Source organism: Anaerosporobacter mobilis DSM 15930 (assembly GCF_900142955.1).
In the GTDB taxonomy this organism is placed as follows: domain Bacteria; phylum Bacillota; class Clostridia; order Lachnospirales; family Lachnospiraceae; genus Anaerosporobacter; species Anaerosporobacter mobilis.
In genome coordinates this window covers 177,023-199,533 of record NZ_FRCP01000014.1, presented here as the reverse complement: position 1 = coordinate 199,533, position 22,511 = coordinate 177,023, and the positions used below count along the sequence as shown (strand labels likewise).

General features: G+C 34.8%; 19 protein-coding genes and 1 other annotated feature. All 19 genes read right to left on the bottom strand.

Annotated elements, in window-relative coordinates; all coding sequences use genetic code 11:
- Positions 1–69: 69 nt before the first annotated feature.
- Positions 70–1,125 (bottom strand): stage V sporulation protein AD, encoded by a 1,056-nt coding sequence (locus BUB90_RS14510; RefSeq protein WP_073289007.1) that lies wholly within the window; start codon positions 1,123–1,125, stop codon positions 70–72.
- 20 nt (positions 1,126–1,145) lie between these two features.
- Positions 1,146–1,625 (bottom strand): SpoVA/SpoVAEb family sporulation membrane protein, encoded by a 480-nt coding sequence (locus tag BUB90_RS14505; RefSeq protein WP_073289089.1) that lies wholly within the window; start codon positions 1,623–1,625, stop codon positions 1,146–1,148.
- A 138-nt stretch (positions 1,626–1,763) separates the two neighbouring features.
- The gene (locus BUB90_RS14500; RefSeq protein WP_308743599.1) at positions 1,764–2,177 is read right to left on the bottom strand and encodes a stage V sporulation protein AB; all 414 of its coding nucleotides are present in this window, start codon (positions 2,175–2,177) and stop codon (positions 1,764–1,766) included.
- Positions 2,170–2,799: a stage V sporulation protein AA gene (locus BUB90_RS14495; protein ID WP_084139283.1), complete on the bottom strand. Its 630-nt coding sequence runs from the start codon at positions 2,797–2,799 to the stop codon at positions 2,170–2,172. Before BUB90_RS14495 ends, BUB90_RS14500 begins: the two co-directional genes overlap by 8 nt.
- Positions 2,796–3,047 (bottom strand): hypothetical protein, encoded by a 252-nt coding sequence (locus BUB90_RS14490; protein ID WP_073289002.1) that lies wholly within the window; start codon positions 3,045–3,047, stop codon positions 2,796–2,798. The genes BUB90_RS14495 and BUB90_RS14490 overlap by 4 nt, the downstream gene beginning before the upstream one ends.
- A gap of 155 nt (positions 3,048–3,202) precedes the next feature.
- The gene (gene sigF, locus BUB90_RS14485; RefSeq protein WP_073289000.1) at positions 3,203–3,919 is read right to left on the bottom strand and encodes an RNA polymerase sporulation sigma factor SigF; all 717 of its coding nucleotides are present in this window, start codon (positions 3,917–3,919) and stop codon (positions 3,203–3,205) included.
- 56 nt (positions 3,920–3,975) lie between these two features.
- Positions 3,976–4,416, bottom strand: a complete 441-nt coding sequence (gene spoIIAB / locus BUB90_RS14480) for an anti-sigma F factor (protein WP_073288997.1) — start codon at positions 4,414–4,416, stop codon at positions 3,976–3,978.
- A 24-nt stretch (positions 4,417–4,440) separates the two neighbouring features.
- A complete protein-coding gene (gene spoIIAA, locus BUB90_RS14475; protein ID WP_242952551.1) occupies positions 4,441–4,812 on the bottom strand; it encodes an anti-sigma F factor antagonist in 372 nt (123 codons plus the stop codon).
- 209 nt (positions 4,813–5,021) lie between these two features.
- Entirely contained in the window at positions 5,022–6,407 is a 1,386-nt protein-coding gene (locus BUB90_RS14470) for a tetratricopeptide repeat protein (protein WP_073288995.1), read from the bottom strand.
- A gap of 44 nt (positions 6,408–6,451) precedes the next feature.
- The gene (locus BUB90_RS23560; protein ID WP_170865504.1) at positions 6,452–6,592 is read right to left on the bottom strand and encodes a hypothetical protein; all 141 of its coding nucleotides are present in this window, start codon (positions 6,590–6,592) and stop codon (positions 6,452–6,454) included.
- A gap of 223 nt (positions 6,593–6,815) precedes the next feature.
- Entirely contained in the window at positions 6,816–8,204 is a 1,389-nt protein-coding gene (locus tag BUB90_RS14465) for a DUF342 domain-containing protein (RefSeq protein ID WP_073288993.1), read from the bottom strand.
- 260 nt (positions 8,205–8,464) lie between these two features.
- Entirely contained in the window at positions 8,465–11,116 is a 2,652-nt protein-coding gene (locus BUB90_RS14460; protein WP_073289081.1) for a valine--tRNA ligase, read from the bottom strand.
- 646 nt (positions 11,117–11,762) lie between these two features.
- Positions 11,763–12,536 carry an ABC transporter ATP-binding protein gene (locus BUB90_RS14455; RefSeq protein WP_073288991.1) on the bottom strand — a complete coding sequence of 258 codons (774 nt, stop codon included), beginning with the start codon at positions 12,534–12,536 and terminating at the stop codon, positions 11,763–11,765.
- Positions 12,529–13,449, bottom strand: coding sequence for an ABC transporter permease (locus BUB90_RS14450; protein WP_242952550.1), 921 nt, complete (start codon positions 13,447–13,449; stop codon positions 12,529–12,531). Before BUB90_RS14450 ends, BUB90_RS14455 begins: the two co-directional genes overlap by 8 nt.
- 158 nt (positions 13,450–13,607) lie before the next feature.
- Complete coding sequence (locus BUB90_RS14445) at positions 13,608–14,672, bottom strand: ABC transporter substrate-binding protein (protein WP_073288989.1); 1,065 nt, start codon at positions 14,670–14,672, stop codon at positions 13,608–13,610.
- A gap of 195 nt (positions 14,673–14,867) precedes the next feature.
- Positions 14,868–15,103: a binding site (T-box leader), on the bottom strand.
- A gap of 177 nt (positions 15,104–15,280) precedes the next feature.
- Positions 15,281–16,573, bottom strand: a complete 1,293-nt coding sequence (locus BUB90_RS14440) for a hypothetical protein (protein WP_073288987.1) — start codon at positions 16,571–16,573, stop codon at positions 15,281–15,283.
- A gap of 16 nt (positions 16,574–16,589) precedes the next feature.
- Positions 16,590–17,429: a hypothetical protein gene (locus tag BUB90_RS14435; RefSeq protein ID WP_073288984.1), complete on the bottom strand. Its 840-nt coding sequence runs from the start codon at positions 17,427–17,429 to the stop codon at positions 16,590–16,592.
- A gap of 22 nt (positions 17,430–17,451) precedes the next feature.
- Entirely contained in the window at positions 17,452–18,726 is a 1,275-nt protein-coding gene (locus BUB90_RS14430; RefSeq protein WP_073288982.1) for a DUF5716 family protein, read from the bottom strand.
- Between the two features lie 52 nt (positions 18,727–18,778).
- On the bottom strand, positions 18,779–22,324 hold the full coding sequence (locus BUB90_RS14425; protein ID WP_073288980.1) for a DUF5717 family protein: 3,546 nt from the start codon (positions 22,322–22,324) through the stop codon (positions 18,779–18,781).
- Positions 22,325–22,511: the final 187 nt, after the last annotated feature.

Here is a 22,511-nt window from a genome sequence, read left to right as displayed (position 1 = left end):
GCTCCAATCTATAACACAAACCGACTTACGATTCAAACAATAATCTTCTGACGAAGTAAGACTTAATAATTACTGCTCTACTTCTAATACTACTCCATGTGCAATACCTGGAACGGAATTGCCTTCGTTAAAGCTGACCGGAGAAAGTAGTGCACCTGTTGGTACAAACAGAACCTTCTTCCATTCTTTCTTTTTCATCTTCTTAAGTATATATCCCGTTAAGGTAGAGGCACTACAACCACAACCACTACCACCAGAATGAGTATCTTGTTCTTCCTTATTAAAGATTTCTATCCCACAATCTAGATATCTACTTGCAATATCATAACCTTTTTCTTTTAGCATATCGAGAAGAATGTCTTTTCCAACATAGCCCAAATCACCAGTTATAATCTTGTCATACTCATCTGGTTTATAGTTGAAATCCTTGAGATTATGATAGATTACATCACATGCTGCTGGCGCCATACATGCACCCATATTCATAGCATCTTTTACACCAAAATCTAAAACCTTACCAGTAGTTATACCAGTAATACTGATATAAGGTTCTTGTGGATTGTTCTTCTCTTTATGTTTTCTCATCTCTTCTTCCGATACAATAATCACAGCACCACTACCTGTTACCGTCCAAGTCGCAGCAAGAGGCCTTTGGTTGCCATAATCAAGAGGAAATCTAAATTGCTTCTCTGCACCTGCAAAATGGCTTGAAGTTAGAGCCATAACCTTATCTGCAAAACCTCCTTCTACTAAAGCAGCACCTAAAGACATAGATTCACCCATAGTTGAACAAGCACCATATATACCGAACAAAGGAATCTGCAAATCCATAACTCCAAAAGAAGTGGCAATAAGCTGTCCTAATAAGTCACCTGCGACAAGATATCTAATTTCTTCTTGCTTATACCCTGAATTCTCTAAAGCCTTATTAGCAGTCCTATACTGCAAACGACTTTCTGCTTCTTCCCATGTTTCACCACCAAACATCGGATCTTCTTCTATCTCATCAAAGTAACAAGAAAGAGGTCCCTCACCTTCCTTCTTTCCAACCAAACTATAGCTTCCTACGATATATGGTGATGTAGCGAACCTGATACTACGACTTCCTATCATCTTTTTATCCATAATAAAAATACCTCCTTTCTCTAAACTATCCCTAAACGTAATAAGATATAGTAGATAACACCTAAAATCCAAGAGATTACGATACCATATAAGATAACAGGACCAGCTATATTAAAAATCTTACAACCGATACCAAAAACCTGTCCTTCTTTTTTGAATTCAATCGCTGGTGCTGCTACAGAATTGGCAAAACCTGTGATTGGTACTAATGTACCTGCTCCACCAAACTTAGCTAACTTTGCATACCAACCCAAACCAGTAAGTAAAGCACTTAAGCCAACTAAGGAAATAATATTATACAATGCCGCTACTTCCTTATTAAATCCCATTGCTATATACAGATTCAACAGTCCTTGTCCAATAGTACAGATAATACCACCAATTAGGAATGCTTTACACACATTAGCAAAACAACTATGTGTTGGCGTCACATCCTTAACGTATTGGTTATAAAATTGTTGTCTCGTATTAACATCTGTTTGATTTAATACATCTTTCATGGAAGGTTTATTCATATTCTCTGGCTCTTTCTTCTTATTTTCCTGCATACACACTCACCTTTCTTACTAAGGTCAACGATTACGTCTACCTAACTCTTTGAGACATTTATGAAGCTTTGGATATATCCTAAATCTGAACTATTTCCATACATATAACTGAAATAATGCTCCCACAGCTTTACCGATTGCAATGCTTGCAACAATATATGGCATACCATATTTTATCTTAATCCGTTTTGCAAATATCGGAATTACATCTAACACTTCAGCTAATGCCATCGCTTGACATCCTACAAATATTCCACTAAACAAACCAAATAAAATTAAACCTATTATTCCAAACGGGATATCCCATTGATATATAAACCAGGTGTTACCTAATATTCCTCCTAAGATAACCATATTTTCATATAATAAGATGTGTTTCGCCGTGTTAGTTTTTGAGGCCAAACGATTCAATACTCCTAGTAGAGTAATGAATGCGAACACACCCGCTGCTACAATAAGACCGCCAGCAAACCCAATAATTGCAAGTAAACTATATCTAATCAATATCTATCGTCTTCCCTTCTCTCCCGGCGTTGCTAAGTATAGCATTTTCCACATCTTTTTCGTATTTTCTCATTTCAATTTGAATTGGCGTAGGATCTTTACGCACCTTCTTTGATGAAAAATGATTAAAAAATACTAAAATACCGACAGGGAGTCCAATACAATAGGATAATTCAATAATGCCTTGTCCCTTACCACTCTCCCCCATTATAAGGGCATATACATTGGCAAAGACATCAGGCACACTCACATCTGTATTAAATGTCATAATAGAGAAAGCAGCTCCAAAAAAGATGATTGCGGCAACAAAAGTTGTCTTACTATACTCAAAAATTTTGTTATCTGCTTTCTCTGGTTGATACTCAACTAAGAATTCTTCTTCGCCTAAATTTACAACATGCAAACTGGAATCAATTGAGTTTATTAATGCAATTACTTTCATTATAGAAATAGCATGTTGTGAATTTTTCTTTGGCTCCATCTCGATGAGTAGAAGTTCATCTATTCTTTTTAGTAGTTCTTCATTCGCACAGTATATTGTAGCGATATCCTTTAAAACTACATTCTTATGATTTACTATAACTCGTAATGGGATCTTAATATAAATTATTTCTTGCATCATACAAAGACACAATCTCCTGATTTTCTTTTAAAGCTATCCTTATCAATTTCATCTGTGTTTCCTTGTTCACCAAAACTAGTATTTGTTGTATCTACTACTTCAATTGATTCCTCTGTTTTAACAAACGTTCCTTCGAATACATAATCAGTTTCAGCACTATTACTATAAGCGATTACGATACAGATTACAGCAATCATAGCCAAAATAACAACTCCAGTAATTATAAACTTTCTTCTCTTTGCAATCACTTTTTTCATCTCCTTCAAAAACTTTCGTTTCTTATGCATTAGAAAAGCATCAATCATTTACTATTTTGATTGATGCTTCTATGGTTGTAATGTTACTTACAATACTGTTATTATTTGTTTTTATAAATTGTTTATACTGGTAAATTGTTCTTTCATTATCCGATTAATTTTTCTCGCATTGTTCGTAAAATCTTTTTTTCTAATCTAGAAACTTGTACTTGTGAAATACCAAGCTTCTTCGCTATATCGGATTGTGTACGATTCATAAAATAACGCAATTTAATAATATCTTGCTCTTTCGGTTCTAAGGTATCTAATATTTCTTGAATGGCCAATTTATCAACAACAGATTCATGATCGTCTTGTACTTGTTCTAATTTATCAATTAAAAAAATCGCATTACCATCACCTTGATAGATTGTCTTATATAAGGATTCAACTTCCGTATTTGATTCAAGCGCCATGACAATATCTTCTGTCGCTACTTCCATCTCTATACTTAATTCTTCTATCGTTGGTTCTCTGTTCAGTCTATTATTCAATATCTCTCTTGTGATCTTTACTTTTACAGCAATTTCTTTTAATGAACGGCTTACTTTAATGATTCCATCATCACGAAGAAACCGTTTGATTTCACCAGTAATCATTGGTACTGCATAGGTTGAGAATTTAACTTCATATGATAAATCAAATTTATCAATTGCTTTAATTAATCCAATACTACCTATCTGGAATAAATCCTCAAGTTCATGTCCTCTTCCGGCAAATCTTCTTACAATACTCCAAACTAACCCAACATTTTGCGTGACTAGCAGGTCTCTTGCTTCTTTATCACCAGTTTTTGATAACTTAATCAATTCCAGTGTATCCATGCTTGCACCTTGCCTTTCCAGTTATCACCGCCACTGTCTACCCTTTCTTATCATTTTTATGAAAACAATTTAATTTCATCAATTGTTTTCGTCATTGTTACTGTAGTCCCTTCTTCTGGAGCAGAAATTACTTCTAAATTATCCATAAATGCTTCCATAAACGCAAATCCCATACCCGATCTCTCCATCTCAGGTTTTGTGGTATACAAAGGTTCCATCGCTTGTTTAATATCTTCTATTCCTCTTCCTTTGTCCATAACCGATACTGTTATCTTACTTCCCTCAATAGCGCAAGTTAATACAATCTTACCTTCCCTACCATCATAACCATGTATAATGCTATTCGTAACCGCCTCTGAAACTGCAGTCTTAATATCCGCAATTTCTTCGATTGTAGGATTCAGTTGAGCAGCAAAAGCAGCTACTACAATTCTTGCAAAACTTTCGTTTTCTGATTTGCTATCGAATTCCAAAGACATTGCATTCTTTCTGTCCATATATACCTATCCTTTCTCCCTTTGCTATTGCAAATTTAATACTTCTTCAATCGTTGCATATTTTTCGATAATCTTATATAACCCTGATAACTTAAAGATTCGATCAATAGAAGAATTAACATTCGTTACTGCTACTTTTCCCCCAGTAAATATAATCTTCTTATATCTACCCATAATTACTCCAATTCCTGAACTATCCATAAATTCCGAATTAGTAAAATCGAATATAATTTGATTCACTGAATTTTTATCAATTAGTTGATCGGCTTTTTCTCTTATTGTAACAGCATTATGATGATCCAATTCCTTACTAATCTGAATCAACAAACTACGGCCTCGCACTTCCATAACAGCTCCCATATTTGTACAATCCATATAACCTTTACTATTCTCCATGCTTTCCCTTCTTTTACATATATTTACATATACTATTTATAAAAAAAAACGTTCCTTCTATATCTAGATATAGAAGTACTAGTCTTTTCTTTCGTTAATATAACTTAATAGTAGCAAAACAGCACGAATGTGATGGCTTTTTGCTTTGATAAGTTAGTAGCAAAACTGTTTCTAAAGATAATATCCCTAGAAATAGTTCAATCGTATAATTACTGAATTTCAGCTAATTTACTCTTAGCTTGCGAAGATCTTGCTGTATCAGGATACTCTTCAATAACCTGATTATAATACTTTGCAGCGTTTTCTTTATCAGATAACATTTGATAAGAACGTCCAATAAAATATAACGCATCTGGTACTTTTTCATCATTGATATCAACTACCTGTTTTAAGACTTCTATTGCTTCTTCATACTTACGTGTCGAATATAAATTATGACCCTGTTCATAAATTGACGCTGCAGCATCTGTAAACGTATCTTGTTTCATTAAATCATATAATTCAACTGCTGCTTTACGATCAATCTTAGTCATATCCACCTCAAGAAGTGCTTGTACAATTTCATCCTTGCTTGCACCAGATATATATACTTTAACTGCGTTAAACAACGGATCATATAAAGCTTCATCGAATTTCTCAGATTCTTTGCTTAAATCGTCCATCTCTTTTTGCAAATTATCAATTGTTTCTTGTAATTTTTCTTTATCACTTTGTAATGCAGAGGTTTCTTTATTATTAACTGCAATTTGCGAATTCAGATCCACAACTTTCGCATTGTAATCAGCTGCTGCTTGCTTTTTAACATTAGGTATAACTAAGAAATACAACAAACCAACCCCAATAATGACACCTATGATTAAGTTTAAGAAAACCCAAATGTTTGGTTTCTCCTCAAGATAACTAGAAACTGGTACTATTTTAGAGATATTTGAGGATTTTCCGAAGCTGTTATCCTCTTTTTTATCGTTCGATTCTTGTACTGGTTGTCCAGCTTTTAATTCATCTAAATAACGTAATGTTGTCGTATTCGTAACATCTATCTTACGTATCTTCATAAGACATTTAAGAGCTTTATCATTCTCCTTATTCTTCATATATAATAAAGCTAAAAGATGATTTGCTCTTAAGAAATGCGGATTTAAGCTAGTTACTTTCTTAAGCTGTAGAATAGCTAAATCATCATTACCTTGCTTTGCTGCTTGAAGTGCAGCATTATATTTCTTAATCATCTGATTTGCTGATTCTAGACGCGTCTGGTTAGACTGAATACTATTAATATAGTAATCACAATCATTGTCTTGTGGCTGATAATGTTTACTTAATACCCATTCACTAAGAGCAGCAACAATCTCACCCATTTCATAATATACAAGTCCTAATAAATTTCTTGCATTTGTATTCTCTTTATTAAATTTTAAACTTTTTTGTAATACAAAAACTGCACCTGTTAAATCTCTAACTTTTGCTTTTTCTAATCCCATATTATAATAAGAATTAGAGATACGAATAGCTTTTTGAAAGGCTGATACATTGGTGCCACATTTATCACATTTATTCTTTTTTCCTAAAGCGCTTCCACAATTTGGACAATTCATCTTCCTTCACCTTCTGTCTTTACCTAATGGCACTGTTCTTAAACTTATTTATTCTTCATCTCACTCAACATATCTTTAATGATATCTGTTACATCTGTTAAATCATTATTGTATATAGCATCTTCTGCTTGTTCAACTTCCAAACTAGGTTGGAATTTTTGTAATTCTTCTTCAAAATCGATCATAATAAAACCATATCCTTTCTAACACCTGCAAAACTTTGGTCGCAGGTACAAATCTACGTGTGAAAAACTATATTTCACGCTATCCTATTGTTTATTTTACGAATTAATTGTTGTACATCAAAAATTATACCATAGCAAACACAATTATCAAGTATTTTCTTTCGCAATTCTCGACGCATCATGCATATTTTAACATTTTATGTGCATACTGTCGGTTACATTCTTATTCCATAGCAAACAAACATACGTCTAAACCTTTGCGTTTAATAAGAACATTATTGAATTCCTCTTTAATAATGAGCATACTGCCATTAATTCGAATGCGTACTCCTGGGTAAATTGCTCTGGTTACAATCACTTTACCATCTTTGGCCTTTTGCAAATTCTCTAAGAGTAAATTCCTCTGTTTCATTATTAAACTTATCTGAGAATTACGATCAATTTTTGTTTTTAAAAGTTTAATTTTCTGTGGTAATAGATCTTTTCGATTCTCTTTTTCTATATAATTAATTACAGTTTTAATTCCATCATCAATCTTACGAACCTCTGCTATAAGATCCTTAATTTCTTCTTCCCTCTTAATAATCATAGGAACAGGATCAGTCTTATAGCCAATATTCACCTCGGTTATTACTTCCGCCATACTTCCAATTATAGTTGCTGCCACTCCACTAACAGCATTAATTATGCCACCTACAATAACGCCTCTTTTACCAGAAACAATTACTTCTCCTTTGGACGTAATGTTACAATGCATTATTGCATTCGCATTCACATTACCACCTGATTCTATCGTTACTTGTTCGAAGAATTTACCTGAAACATGCCCTCCTGCTTGGACCTTTCCTTTGCCACCGCCCTGCATTCCATTTTGTAGAATAACATCTCCACCTGCTACTAAATCAGCCGCCTCTACATGCCCAGCAACAAGTATATTCCCACCTGCCCTAACACTAGTTCCTGTCATAACGTTCCCTTTCACCGTAATGTCACCGGAGAAATTCGCATCACCTGTTAATGTATCAACATTGCCTTCAATAATTAGGATATTGGAGATTTCTAATCTATCATTCTTATATTCAATCTTCCCATCTATATCAGAACGATAGATTGTTTTATCTTCATTAACAGAAAATCCTTTTCCCTTTAATGGCATCAATTCTCTACCATTCTTTGCAAGCATTTGCTGACCTTTAACATTTCTACCGAGTTCACCTTTTGTTGCCTTATAGTATCTCGCAATAATTTGACCTGCATAAACAGTTTCAATCTTATTCAAGCTACTATAATCAGCTGATCCATCTTCTAATATAATTGGTTTCGTATTCGTTTCTTTATTAAAGAAATATTGATAGTGACCATCTACTCCATCAATAGGCGCATTCCCTTCAGCTATTAATATCTCTGTATAAACTAACTGACTCTGCACCATTTCTTCAATTACATCCATTTTAATCCCATATATCACTCTATTTGTAGTTAATTCTGTAAGGATTTGTTCCTTTGTATATGATTCCTTCTTCACCACAGGAATTACTGTTATATATGCCTTTAATAAATCATCTGTCAGTCGTACTTCTATACTGTTAGTTTCCCCTTTTAACTTACTCATAAGTAATCACCTCACTATGAACAGTTTGTTTTCATAGATACACAATCATTTATAGACACAGCCTCACTTTAATTATAGTCGTTTCAACATAATATTACAATATTAATTCCTATAAGTAGCCTATTTTTCCTATCTCGTGAGTTATGGTTAGAGTGCCAAAAGCCTCCCGTAAAACTCTAACCAGTTATGAAAAAATAGAATTACATAAACTCTTATGAGCCATGTAATTCTATCTTTTTAAACGTATTATCTGTTTTTAACTACGCTTTGAAATGGTTAAGTCTTTCAACTACTTGTTCCATCATATTTGCGTACTTCTCTAATTTAGCTTTCTCTTCATCAATCTTAGCTTGCGGAGCTTTGCTAACAAAACGTTCATTGCTAAGCATTCCCTTAACACGATTTAATTCACCTTCAAGACGTGCTTTCTCTTTCTCAAGACGTTCGATTTCTTTTTCAATATCAACTAATTCTGCAAATGGCATATAGATTGTAGCATCTTGAATTACCGTTGATACTGCATCAGGAGAAATTCCTTCGTTATTTGCTTGAATCTTTACTTCGCTCGCATATCCAAGAGTAGCAAAGAATACTTTACTGTCTTCAAAGATTGTACGAACTTTTTCGCTCTCAGATACTACAATAACAGTTGCCTTCTTGCTTGGTGGTACATTCATCTCTGAACGAACATTACGGATACCTTTAACAGCTGTCTTAATTATTTCAACTGCTTCTTCATCTGCCTCAAAATTCCATTCTTCTTTGAATTCTGGCCAAGAAGAAATCATGATAGATTCTTCTTTATCTTGTAGTGTACAGAAGATTTCTTCTGTTACGAACGGCATATATGGGTGTAATAATTTAAGTGAGTTGATTAATACCGTCTTTAGTGTCCAAAGAACCGCTGCCTTAGTTTCATCTTCGTCGTTATATAATCTTGGTTTTACCATCTCAATATACCAATCGCAGAATTCTTCCCAGATAAAATCATAAATCTTCTGAACGGCAATACCAAGTTCAAACTTATCTAAATTATCTGTTACATCTTTTGCTAAGGTATTTACCTTTGATAAAATCCATTTATCTGCTTGTGTTAATGTAGATAAATCAATTGTATCACTAACTTCTGCTTTTTCGATGTTCATCATGATGAATCGGGAAGCATTCCATACCTTATTAGCGAAGTTTCTACTTGCTTCTACTCTCTCATGGTAGAAACGCATATCATTACCTGGTGCGTTACCTGTGATTAGTGTTAAACGAAGAGCATCTGCGCCGTAACTGTCGATAACTTCTAGTGGATCAATACCATTTCCTAGTGATTTACTCATCTTACGTCCTTCAGAGTCTCTTACAAGACCATGAATTAATACTTTGTGGAATGGTACTTGTTTCATGTGTTCGTATCCTGAGAATACCATACGTATCACCCAGAAGAAGATAATATCATATCCAGTTACAAGTACATCAGTTGGATAGAAGTAATCTAATTCTTCTGTATTCTCTGGCCAACCAAGCGTTGAGAATGGCCATAGAGCTGAACTAAACCAAGTATCTAAGGTATCTTCATCTTGAGTTAAATGATCGTGACCACATTTAGGACAAACTGTTGGTCTTTCTGATTCCTTTGCAATTACAATCTCTCCACATTTATCACAATAATATGCTGGAATACGATGTCCCCACCATAATTGCCTTGAGATACACCAATCACGAATATTCTCTAACCAGTGAAGGTACGTCTTATCAAAACGATCTGGAATGAATTCTAAGTCACCATTCTTTAAGGCTTCAATTGCTGGTTTAGCTAGTTCTTCCATCTTAACAAACCATTGTTGTTTGATTAATGGCTCAACTGTTGTTTTACATCTATCATGTGTACCAACATTGTGTGTATGGTCTTCTACTTTAACTAACAAACCAAGTGCATCAAGATCAGCTACCATAGCTTTTCTTGCTTCATAACGATCCATACCAGCATACTTGCCACCACGTTCATTAATTGTTGCATCGTCATTCATTACATTGATTTCAGGTAAGTTATGTCTCTTACCAACTTCAAAATCGTTAGGGTCATGTGCTGGAGTAATCTTAACAACACCTGTACCGAATTCTTTGTCTACATACGTATCTGCAACAACTGGAATTTCCTTATTAACAAGTGGTAACATAACCTTCTTACCGATTAAGTGTTGATATCTTTCATCTTCTGGATGAACAGCTACTGCAGAGTCACCAAGTAATGTTTCTGGTCTTGTAGTTGCGATTTCTACAAATTCATCAGTACCAACGATTGGATACTTGATATGCCAAAAATGTCCTGCTTGTTCTTCATGTTCAACTTCAGCATCTGAGATGGACGTTTGACATACTGGACACCAGTTGATGATACGAGAACCTTTATAGATATAGCCTCTGTTATATAAGTTAACGAATACCTTTTCAACTGCCTTAGAACAGCCTTCGTCCATTGTAAAACGTTCTCTGTCCCAATCACAAGAAGAACCAATCTTCTTTAACTGACTTGTAATTGTGTTACCGTATTCTTCTTTCCATTCCCAAGTTGCTTTTAAGAAACCTTCACGTCCAAGTTCGCGCTTATCGATTCCCTGATCTTTTAACTTATTGATTACCTTAACTTCTGTTGAAATACTTGCATGATCCGTTCCAGGAATCCAAAGTGCTTCAAATCCTTGCATTCTCTTAAAACGAATTAAGATATCTTGTAATGTATTATCAAGTGCATGGCCCATATGAAGCTTTCCTGTGATGTTTGGAGGTGGCATGACAATTGTAAATGGCTTCTTCTTTTTATCTACTTTGGCACTAAAATATTTCTTATTTAACCATTTTTCATACAACTTATTCTCAATGGCTTTCGGGTCATAATTCTTTTCTAACTCTTTACCCATAATCTTTTCCTTCTTTCTTCGTATATTCCTACCGTAAACGGTGATGGTTTTGTTAATATGACTTGCACTGGCATAGCCAATCACAGTCGCTTAGCGACTTTACCTTATATGGTCCTCCTAAGGAGATTGCACTTACGTAATTATAGAATTACATAAAAAAGGCTCTTCATCAAAAGGACGAAGAGCCGTGGTACCACCTTAATTTGTGAATCTGTACTCTTTTCGTTCGTATTAACAAGACAACATCTCCTAATACTATAATAAGAATACCAACAACAGACAGCACGTATTGCAAACGTTTCTTCTATTGTTATAAATAATTCACCTTATTAGTCTATAACGGGACTAAATCGTGACTTCCTACTTCATACAACCCAAATCGTACTTGTTCAGAAATCCTGTTCAAGAGCTACCTTCAATATGCACTACCTTAGAATGTCTTACAGCCTTTGGACATTCCTCTCTGATAAGATTACATACCTAATCCTCTCTATCATAACATTTTTCATTTTATATTATGTTATGACAAAGCTTGCAATCTGTCAAGTGGGAAAAGTGTGAAAAATAATTTTTTCACATGTAATTTCCACTGCGTCAAATTTACCAGCCTTTAAAAGAGGCAAACTGTTTTTTCAAAAACTAATCTTTAATTTCCACATTCGATACTAATACGATTAAACACCTCTAGAATATCTTCTACGCACATTGCTTCCTTCTGCGCTGCATTCTTATCCATAATCGCTTCTCCTTGATGCATCATTAGCAACCTGTTTCCATATTGAATAGCATAGCGGAGATTGTGCGTAACCATAATTGTTGTTAACTTTTTCTCTCGGACAATGTTTCCTGTAATCTCCATAATCAGATCAGCTGTCTTAGGATCAAGAGCTGCTGTATGTTCATCTAATATCAAGAAATCAATTGGTGTCATTATAGTCATAAGCAATGCCATTGCTTGTCTTTGACCACCAGAAAGAGAACCAACTTTTAGATTCATCTTGTCCTCTAATCCTAATTTCAACGATTTCAAACTATCTCGATAATAATCAATTCGAGAACGATTTGTTCCAAAACGTAAATTAAATGGTTTTCCTTTATTATCCGCAATCGCCATATTCTCTAGTACAGTCATATGCGGGCAAGTACCAAGTGCAGGATTTTGATATACACGGCCAATTCTTCTTTGACGTTTGAATTCTTTCATCTTTGTGATATCTGCATCGTTTATTAGAATCTGACCACGGTCAATTGGTATACTACCGCAGATTATATTCAGCATAGAAGTCTTACCTGATCCATTGCTACCAACTACCGATACGAATTCATTGTCTGTAATTTTAAGATTAAAATCCTTGAATAAACATACTTCGCTAACGGTTCCTGGATTGTAATATTTATATATGTTATTTAACTCAAGCATTCTCTTTCACCTTCTTTCTACGTTCTCTAGTTGAAACTAAGATTACGAGGAATAACACAGAGTACACCAATTTCAAATCATTTGCACCAAGGCCTGCAGCAATTGCCACAGCGATACACAATTTATATATAACACTGCCGATTACAACTGCTGTAGTTGGCTTCATAAATCGAATTCCTCTAAATACACTGATACCAATAATAACACTTGCAAGTCCAAGCATTACCATACCTGTACCCATACTCACATCAAAGTACGATTGATCTTGGGCATAGATGCAACCTGCTAGTGCCGCTAACCCATTGGCAATACTTAATCCAAGAATCTTTACCAAGCCTTTATCTTTACCAAGAGAAGTTACTAAGGTACTGTTATCTCCTGTAGCGCGTAGTAAATAACCTGAACGAGTTTTAAGATATAAATCAAGTAGGACCTTTAATAACACTACAATAATAGCAACTACAATTATCCTTGTCACAGTTGAATTCATGTCCCCAAACAACTTCCCAATTGCCCCACCGGTGAAGATTGTATCCTTCGAAAAGAACGGTACGTTGGATTTACCCGCGATTCTTAAATTTACTGTATATAGTGCCGTACTAATGATAATACCAGCTAATAAATCTCTAACCTTAAGCTTAACATGTATTAGCCCTGTTAGCATACCTGCGAAAGCTCCACATAGGAATGCCACTGGTAAAGTAACGAATGGGTTAACACCTTTTGTAATCATAACAGCTGTTACTGCCGCCCCAAGAGGAAATGTTCCGTCCACTGACAAATCTGGAAAATCAAGAATCTTATACGTTATGTATACTCCAAGGGCTAAAATAGCAAAGATTAGCCCTTGAATTAGTATACTTCCTCTTTGATTATCTATACTACTAAATAAATTATACATATACGTGAACATAACTGTTCCTCCTTCGTTTCATACTAACTTACTTAAATATTCCTTAGAAAAACCAGCTTCACATGTAATCTTGTGTTGACTACGTGTGAAGCTAAGCAAGAGCGGTTTTTTATTGAATATAGCAGTTGAAACCTTCAACTGCGAAGTTAGTAAATGAATTATTCTGCTGCTTCCTCTATCGTATCAAACATATTAACTGCTTTATCAGTTAACTCAGATGGTATGGTAATGCCTAGTTGCTCAGCAACTGCTGTATTACCGTAGAAACTACCTTCTTCGATGATCTCGAAGTTGATTTCACTTGCTTTTTTCTCACCTTTTAGTACATTGGCAGCCATTACACCTGTTTGCTTTCCAAGTTCATAATAATCAAGACCAACTGCTGCTAGACAACCAATCTTAACTTGCTCCACTTCACTACCGAATACAGGAATATTCTTATCTTTCGCCTTTGATAAGATTACTGGCAAGCCACTAACTACCGTATTATCTGTGAGATTTGTCATACAATCTACTTTACCAAGTATATCATCTGCTACTAATGGGATATCTGTTGCAGTTGCAATTGCACCTTTAACGATTTCAAAACCATATTCTGTAGCTGCTGCTTCATAATCAGCAATAGCGGATTCTGAATTCACTTCGCTGGTCGTATACATAATACCAATTTTCTTAGCATCTGGAAGAATCTTTCGTATCATCTCTAATTGTTGTTTTACTGGTAACTTATCTGATGTTCCTGTAATCTCCCCTACTGGAGTTTTGTCCTCCTTTGCAAGTTCAGCAAGAATTGGATCCGTAACCGCTGTAAAAATTACTGGTATGTTAGCATCTTTGGCAGCTCCATAAGCACTTTGTACCATTGGTGTTGCGATTCCACAGATTAAATCCACTTTATTTGCCACATAGTTGGCTGCGATTTGTGTTGCTGTTCCCGTATCTGCATTGGCATTATCATATTTGATTGTAAGGTTTTTCCCCTCTTCAATGCCTTCTTCTTTTAATCCTGCAAGGAAACCTTCTCTACAATTATCCAGAGAACCATGTTGTGCAAACTGTCCAATCCCTATTGTATATTCGTCACCATTACTTTCCGTATTAACGTTTCCACTTGTTGCTTCTTTACTACTATTATTATCTGTCTTCGAAGCGCAACCACCTAACATTGTCATCGCCATTACCGTACTTAAAACTACTGCTATAACTTTTTTTGATTTTCTCATCCTAACTACCTACCTTTCAATCATTCATATTGCTATACCTATACTTCGTTCAACTTTATGTTAATCAAAGCATGAATAATGATCAATCCCCGTTCTCCTATTGAGTACTGCTCTATAAGAAATGTTATTATCAATTGATTCTAATCAATAACGTTAATCAATTTTTGCATAAAAAAAACGCCTCAAGAAAAATATTCCTGAGACGGATTCTAACAATTCCGCGGTACCACTCAAATTGGCTAATGCCCACTCTTTTCACATACTATCATATGTGCCATATTTGTAACAGGTATGGTTCCCGTCAACGCCTACTAAATATTCGGGGTTGCCCTCGAAAGCCCATTCATTCATACACTCCATACTGCATTCCCACCAACAGCAGCTCTCTGTGATATCGTATAAGAATTACTCCTCTTTCTCAACGGTTTTTTCATATTCATTGCTTATATCATACTCACGTTTATACGTTTTGTCAACGACAACTGTAACTTTTTTGTATATTATTTATTCATAGATACCATAACTTACGATATCTATATATCATTATAGCCAGACATGCCGAATAGTCTTATGGTTATCCATACGGTTAAATATCTATACTTCTATACCTATACGGATACACCGATATGATATTCTTCCAATACTTTCGCAACTTCTTGTTTTGCTTCTGGTATCTTTTCTACCAAATCAGACAATTGTGCAAAACCTTTTTCCTTGATTTTTGTATTGTATTCAATTCGTTCACGAATCTTTTGGCGTCTTAGATTAAGTCGATGTCTTATCTCTACCATTTCTTTGCTATCAATAAGTGCCGCTGCTTGATATGTCCATATATCAAGATCTGATACTTCATACTGTTTCAATTGATCCATAAGCTTTATATTAAAGTCATTCATTCTTTCTGTATTACGCACAAGCTCTAACTGCATCTTTTTCGCCTTGCAATATTGTTCCCATTGAAAACGAAGCTCTAATGCACTATTAACGTTATACTTCTTACAAGTATAGTCGATGCAATTTGTACTATTTACATATTTAATCTTAACCGTATTCAACATAGTAATTGCCTTGTTCAACTTAATTTGTGCTAACTTTAAATTATATGCGTTCTTACGACCTTCTAAAAATATGAATAATCCACTTATACCAGCTAAAGCTACCGTTAACAAAAACGGTAGTTGCATGTCTTTTCCTGCCACCGAATCAAGTACATAGAATAAAGCAAACATTGTTACCACAAGTACCGAAGTCGTTATGGCTATCTTCTTAAGATAACGTTGAGATGCAGCATATTCTTTCTTCTGATGTTTTAATACACTTTTCTCTCCTTCAAGATGGCGCATATCATTCTTGATTTTTGTGTTATAGGCTTCATATTCCTCTAACTTCTTGATATCTTCTGGAAGCTTCTGCTCATTCTTCTCGTAATACTTATATTGTTTCTCAGAAAGTTTGATTTCACGCTTATCCTGATACTCGTGACGCTCTCTTGACAACGTAACAAGATTTCTTGCAGTATCAACAAGTACTTCTCTTTCTTCCCCTTCAATACGATCAATCTTTTGTATATCCGTCAAGTAAGACGTTACTGTTTGATACTCTAATTTGGCCTCTTCATTCTGCCTTGTAGCTTCTATAATCTGCTCACAATACCCTCTGATATAACGTTCTCTATCTGGCTTAGAATCAAGATCAACCTCATAAGATTCCATCTCCATTGAAAAATTGTCTTCTTTATCAGTAGTACCTTTTTTATCTGCATCAATAACTTTACGATTCGCTTCGTCGTCAAGTCTTTCTTGATTTAACTTCTTCATAGCGTATGCCATTTCTAGAAATTCTTGACCAGTATCCTTTTCTTCTAGCCTCTTTTTTTTCTTTAATATGCTAAATAATCCCATTTTCTTGACTCCTAGTCTATGAAAGGATTCCTTTACGATAGGTATCCTTATATTGTCGGATTGTGTTTTTGAGTTCCCTGTAGTACTGCGCTACTTTACCCTCTTTCTTCAAATCACTTAATCGCTCAATACTTTCATAATCCGCTGTTTCAAGTGCTGCAAGTTCCTTAACGAAGATATCTTCCTCTAATTGTTCTTGACGTTCCCTTGATATAGCGAATTCCTCACAGGCTGCCTTGAATTCTTCCGTATTCTTTGACAATAACAATGCATATAGATACTGTACCAACGATTCTTCCCTTTGATTTCGTCTATACGCTAATAAATAGTATTTCGCTGCTTCTGAAGCTGATATTGTTCTAGCCTTCGCAACAGCTAAATTATGATAGATATCTCCATATTCAACCCCGGAAAACACAGCCGCCTCTTTGGCATCCACAATCGCCTCATACTCCGAGGATGCTTTCGCATACTGTCCATACATAAGATAATTATCTGCTTTAATTTTCCTTTTCTTAATCATTGGCATCCGCTCAATCTGTTCCATCACTTGAATTAGTTCACGAATCTGTTGTTCTGTATAATAATCTGCACTACACAATAGACTAACAACAACATCCTTAAGATGATTACGGCGGTTTAATAAGTTACGGATCTTGTCTGCCACTTCCGGTAATAGCAACTCATTCTCAATCCAATCACATAGCGAATACTGGAATGTATCCTCTGAAATTAGATAGATATTATTATATAGATAATAATTTAATTCCTCCATAGAATAGATTTTCGTCTTAGAAAATGGAAAGGTATACGGTTTTTGTGTAACTTGGCCTGTACAAAAGATTAATTTTCCCATAACTGTACTCCTTTTTTGAATCTTAGTAAGACAACATAATCGTCTGCTCTATCACTTGATTGGTCGAAGGGAAATACTCACCAAATCCCATATCCTTGACCGTTACTATACATGTATTAGGATCATCAAAAGTAATTCTAAGTTCAATTCTTGTCATCTTAGGAGGCCTTTTTTCTAATGCCGCCAAAGAGATTTCATGTTTATGAACTTCTTTGCTATATAAATCCTGAACACTAATTATTATTTCATCCATATCATCTAAAATCAGCCTGACCTCACAACTTGCTTCATACCAAAGAGCCCCTGCTTTCACTAAAGTATACTCATTCAACCGTGCATCTTTATACAGTGTTATGCCAATAGAACTAGCAATCATCTCTTCTGTTAGATATATAAAATCTTCCGCTCGTCCATCACCTGATAATTGCCTTGCATAGTAACAAGCCCCCTTCGTATAAAGGTTCTGTCCCTTAAACACACGGCGCCCTGCACATAGATGTTTAAACACTTCATCGGCCCAAGTTCCTTCGAAACCTTTTCCCGTCATATAAAGCGTTGTTACCAACTGTTTATAAAGTACACTTTTAGCCAGGTTTTCGAAGATATAAGATAAACTTTCCTTATCATCAAGATCTTCAAGCAAATCATAGCTCAAGGTATCGGATAAATCTTTATGTGTAACTGTTATGGTCATAGGTACATGTTTTCTATTAATCTTTAACTGGTAATACTGAAGTCCATTCTCTTCAAAGTCAAAGACACCTACATCATTCATCCATAAGTCACGATTCTGGCTCATAGCAAAATTCACTGCACTCTGCTTGTGACTTTGTATCGACACACGATCTTTTTCTAAGGCAAGTGCTTCTAAGGCTTTATAGATCGTCTTGATTAAATTAAGATCAAGTACAGGTATTGTAACTACTAATTTAGCTACCATATCATTAGGGTAATAGCGTTTTAATAAGCTAAGACATTTCCTAAAGTATTTTTCAAGTACTGCTTCTGGTGATATCTTCACATCAAAGACATAGAAATCTTCTCTTTTGCAGATTCTATCAACTAATTGATCAATTAGAACAGCTTGGTCTAACTTCACTTTAGCAATTGCATCTTCACCAAACAACCATTCCTTCGTGTCTTTTCTTACAGCTAATACAGTAGGTATCATATACTTCGTATCATCATCGGTATAACAGATGGATTCCGGCTCAAATGACTTTCTGTTATAACAGCTTATTTGCGAAAAATCATTACATAAGTCAAATCCAACCAATAATTTTCTCTCTTCTGTCATTCTAACTCCTTTCCGAAATCATTGCTCCTTCTGGTAATTATATAGGAATAACTTATAATGGTTTTAATAATTCATCAATACTATAACTCTGTGTTACATATTGCTTCATGGTATCTATTAAAGTCTTCTCATCTTGCATCTGATAAGACGTTATCATTAGATTGATTAAATCAAATTTTGTATCCACATCTTGACTCATACAAGATACTTCTCCCGCTTCAATACAATCTGATGCCTTTTCTTCTTCACCACCATCTTCTGTAATATAGTATAATAACTCTTCCTGACTAAACAGCATGAATTCTTTTACATAGATACCTTCAAATACTTCCTTCATCTGCTCTGTAATGTATTCATTCGACTCCGAATCTTCACTACGATCCATATAATAATGAATAATTACTTTTTTATCTTTCGCTGTGCGATACGAAACATAGTATTTATTGAATAGTAACTCTGATAGTGCAACTTTACCCTTAAAATCTTTGAAGAATGGCATTACAATGCCTTTCTTCGTTAGACGATGCACTTGAAAATCTACAAAGTTAACCTCTTCCTCTGTTAACACATCGAGTGTACTATAGTATCTTAATAATGCGATATTACAAAACTCATTCTCTTCGGTCGCAATCTCTTTCTTCATTATAGGGAATAGAGATTCTTCTATCTCTAGATCTTTTAACAAATATTGATATGCGTAATACGTAATAAATCCACGTATTAAGATTCTATTATCGCCTACAGGATAGTAAGATAAGAACACATCCCCTACTAAAACATTATGATTTTCTGTAAATAATACCTGACCTAAAAGTCGTTCCTCGTAGGAAGTAAGCTTCATATTACGAGCATGCGCTTCCTTCCAAATTGCTAACATCTCTTTTGATGTACCTTGAAAATACGTAACAAGATATTCCAATATCACATCTTGACATTTTCCCGTTTTAAACACTTCATGACAAAGATAAACCAATACTTCATCACGTTCTGGCGTATTCGTTACCAATTTAAGGCATAGTTTATGAAGACGATTCTGTGGTACTAGGGTACTACCAAAACGTCCTATTGACTCCATCGCCTTGTCCGTTAAATCACGTATAATCATATACTCCATCATATCTATACGTTCTGATTCCGTAAGCGATTTCATGTCTACTTCTTTCAGATATTCATCTAGTAATTCTCCGTCATAATGGTCATGGTAATGCTTAATTAGTGCGAGTAGATACTTCTTATAGCACCATGCTTGCAGATTAGGAATCTGTATAGCAAGCTTATATAGCAAGACTATATCCTGTGTATTACTATGATAATTCAAAACTAACTCCGCTAGATTCAGAATTAATAGCGGGTTTTCTTTTTCATAGACAAAACAAACTTCAGCGTATTTAGTATAGTCCATTAATTGTCTAACTTCATAAGGAATTGTTTCATAATATCTATTGTCAGTATTATCCACAAAGAATATCTGCGCATTCTCTGTGAATACAGGAATTACTGTTCTTCCTTCTTTCAATGGCTGATAGATCTCATTCTCTAATTCTTTATGCACAACATAAACACCTTTGATATTCGGATTATAGCAAGTTATTTCATGATAATACATCAATACAGAAAGATCTCTTGCTACTGTTTCATCTAATTTCTCAGGTGGTAATAAGTCATTATAGATCACTGCTAGATTTCTATTAATCTGCCTTGCATGCAATTGACGATACATAAAACGTTCCATCTGCTTTTGATACGTCTTATATATTGATGGATTTTCTTCTTTATTTCTTATAATCTGTGCATACAAAAATGCCTTTCGATTATCAGAAAGATTACTGTTGTATATATAATACAGATAAATCGGGCGACTAAGGCATGCATCTTCATCCTCATTGATGGCATACATATAATACTCATGAAGACTCGTTAATTTTAACTGCGCCTCCACGCCTAATCGATACCATTCAAAATATTTATTATCTGTCTTCTCACTCTTAATTAGCAATGCACAAATTGCATATAAGATATCTGTCATAGCCTTCTCTTGATAGAGACGTACTAACGTATGATAAATTACTCCTGAGAATGTTTTTTCCCTAGCTGCTAGATATGCATACTGTACAATTACTTCTTGATTTAAGTAGCACTCTTTCGCCCCCCAATTTAAGAAGACACGTTCAAAACTACCTAACTCATGCAATAAAGATGGGTCCGAATTGAATACCATACATGCTTCATAATACATGATTGGACTTTTACATCCTAACTCGCATACTCTTCGAATGTCTTTTAACTTGTGTAATTTATTAGAATCGTATTTTTTATCCAGATAAAGTAAAAACCAAAGAATTCTCCAATCAGCTTCTTTCTCGTAGTACTCTCGAATTGTTTCTACCGCTGCGTCAATTACTTCTTTGTCCTTCTTATATAAAGCATTTAGATATTGAAATGCACAGTAAGCAACCGCATTGCTTTTACTTCCGTCAATACGATTCGCAAAATTGGCAAGCATCTCTCTTGCCATCTCATGATTATCCGATATGATATATAGATGCGTTCTCGCTAAATCATAATAAATATCATCATCAAGAATTGTTAAGCTACTAAGCACCGCATTCGTTTCTTGTATGTAACTTGGTAAATCAATCTTGTTCATACGAAAATTCAAATAGTTCTTAGTTAATTGTAACTCATGACGTCTCAAGTGAGTTACTTGCGAACTACCTACTTGTCCTTTGTGAGGCACCTTACAGATTACCGGAACAATAATTGTCTGGTGAACCGTCTTAATGATAATCCGTCCATAATTATTACCCACGCGCATCTTACTTGGATCCAATACCACTTCAAGTGGATAGCTATTCAAAGCAAAATTATCCGTCCATAAAACCTTATGATCTAGTTTAATGAATGGCGCATCGGTAAATAATTTAATCTCTGAATACCCCCAATTACTTCGAGTTATATAGATTTTTTCCATGAAAGGATCTTTATTAACTTCAAAATATAATTCTTTTTTATCTATATCAATTTCAACAGGTAGTTTTTTATGTATTGCAATTAGGAATTCTTCCATAGCCTGACTCGCTGAAGAACTTTTCATTAATGAATCATATATCGCTAGGTATGTTGGCTCTTTTTTCAAAAACACATTAACAAACTCATCTGTCTTAAATAAACTTATTGCTGTTAAAGGATCTTCTTTCGCTAGATTCGTGAAGTGGAATAAATCCTTTACTTCACCCTTCTTCGTAATGCAATATGGCGGAATAACACGAAAGTGAAATGGCAACTCGAATTCCCCTATGCTCGTAACACATGTGATAGTGCCTTTTTCTTCGTCGCGAGCTTGTAATCCTGAGGCTTTAAATCTATATTGAATTACATTCTCATCTCCGCGGAATTGTTCCTCCGTAATTACTAATAAACGGCTCGACGAATACACAAGTCCCTTCATCTCTATATGGTCTTGCGTCGTAATTGTAAAACAGCCATAATAAGTACTTCCCTGTTCCACATCCACTATAATCTGTTCGTCAGAAAGAATTACCCTAGGTAACTCATATTCGAAGTTTCCTCTTGAAAATTGTGTGATTTTCTCTTTCACTATTATCACCTACATAATTTATTGATACTATTTTGTGATACCACCCACATAGTAACCTATTATTCACATCTTGATTGATATTATATCATACATGGAACATGGTTTCTACTTTTTTCGAACTCTATCAACTTAATTTGCTAATTAGGTTACTGTTGTAGTTAAGAATGAAAAGTGCTATCATAGGTTC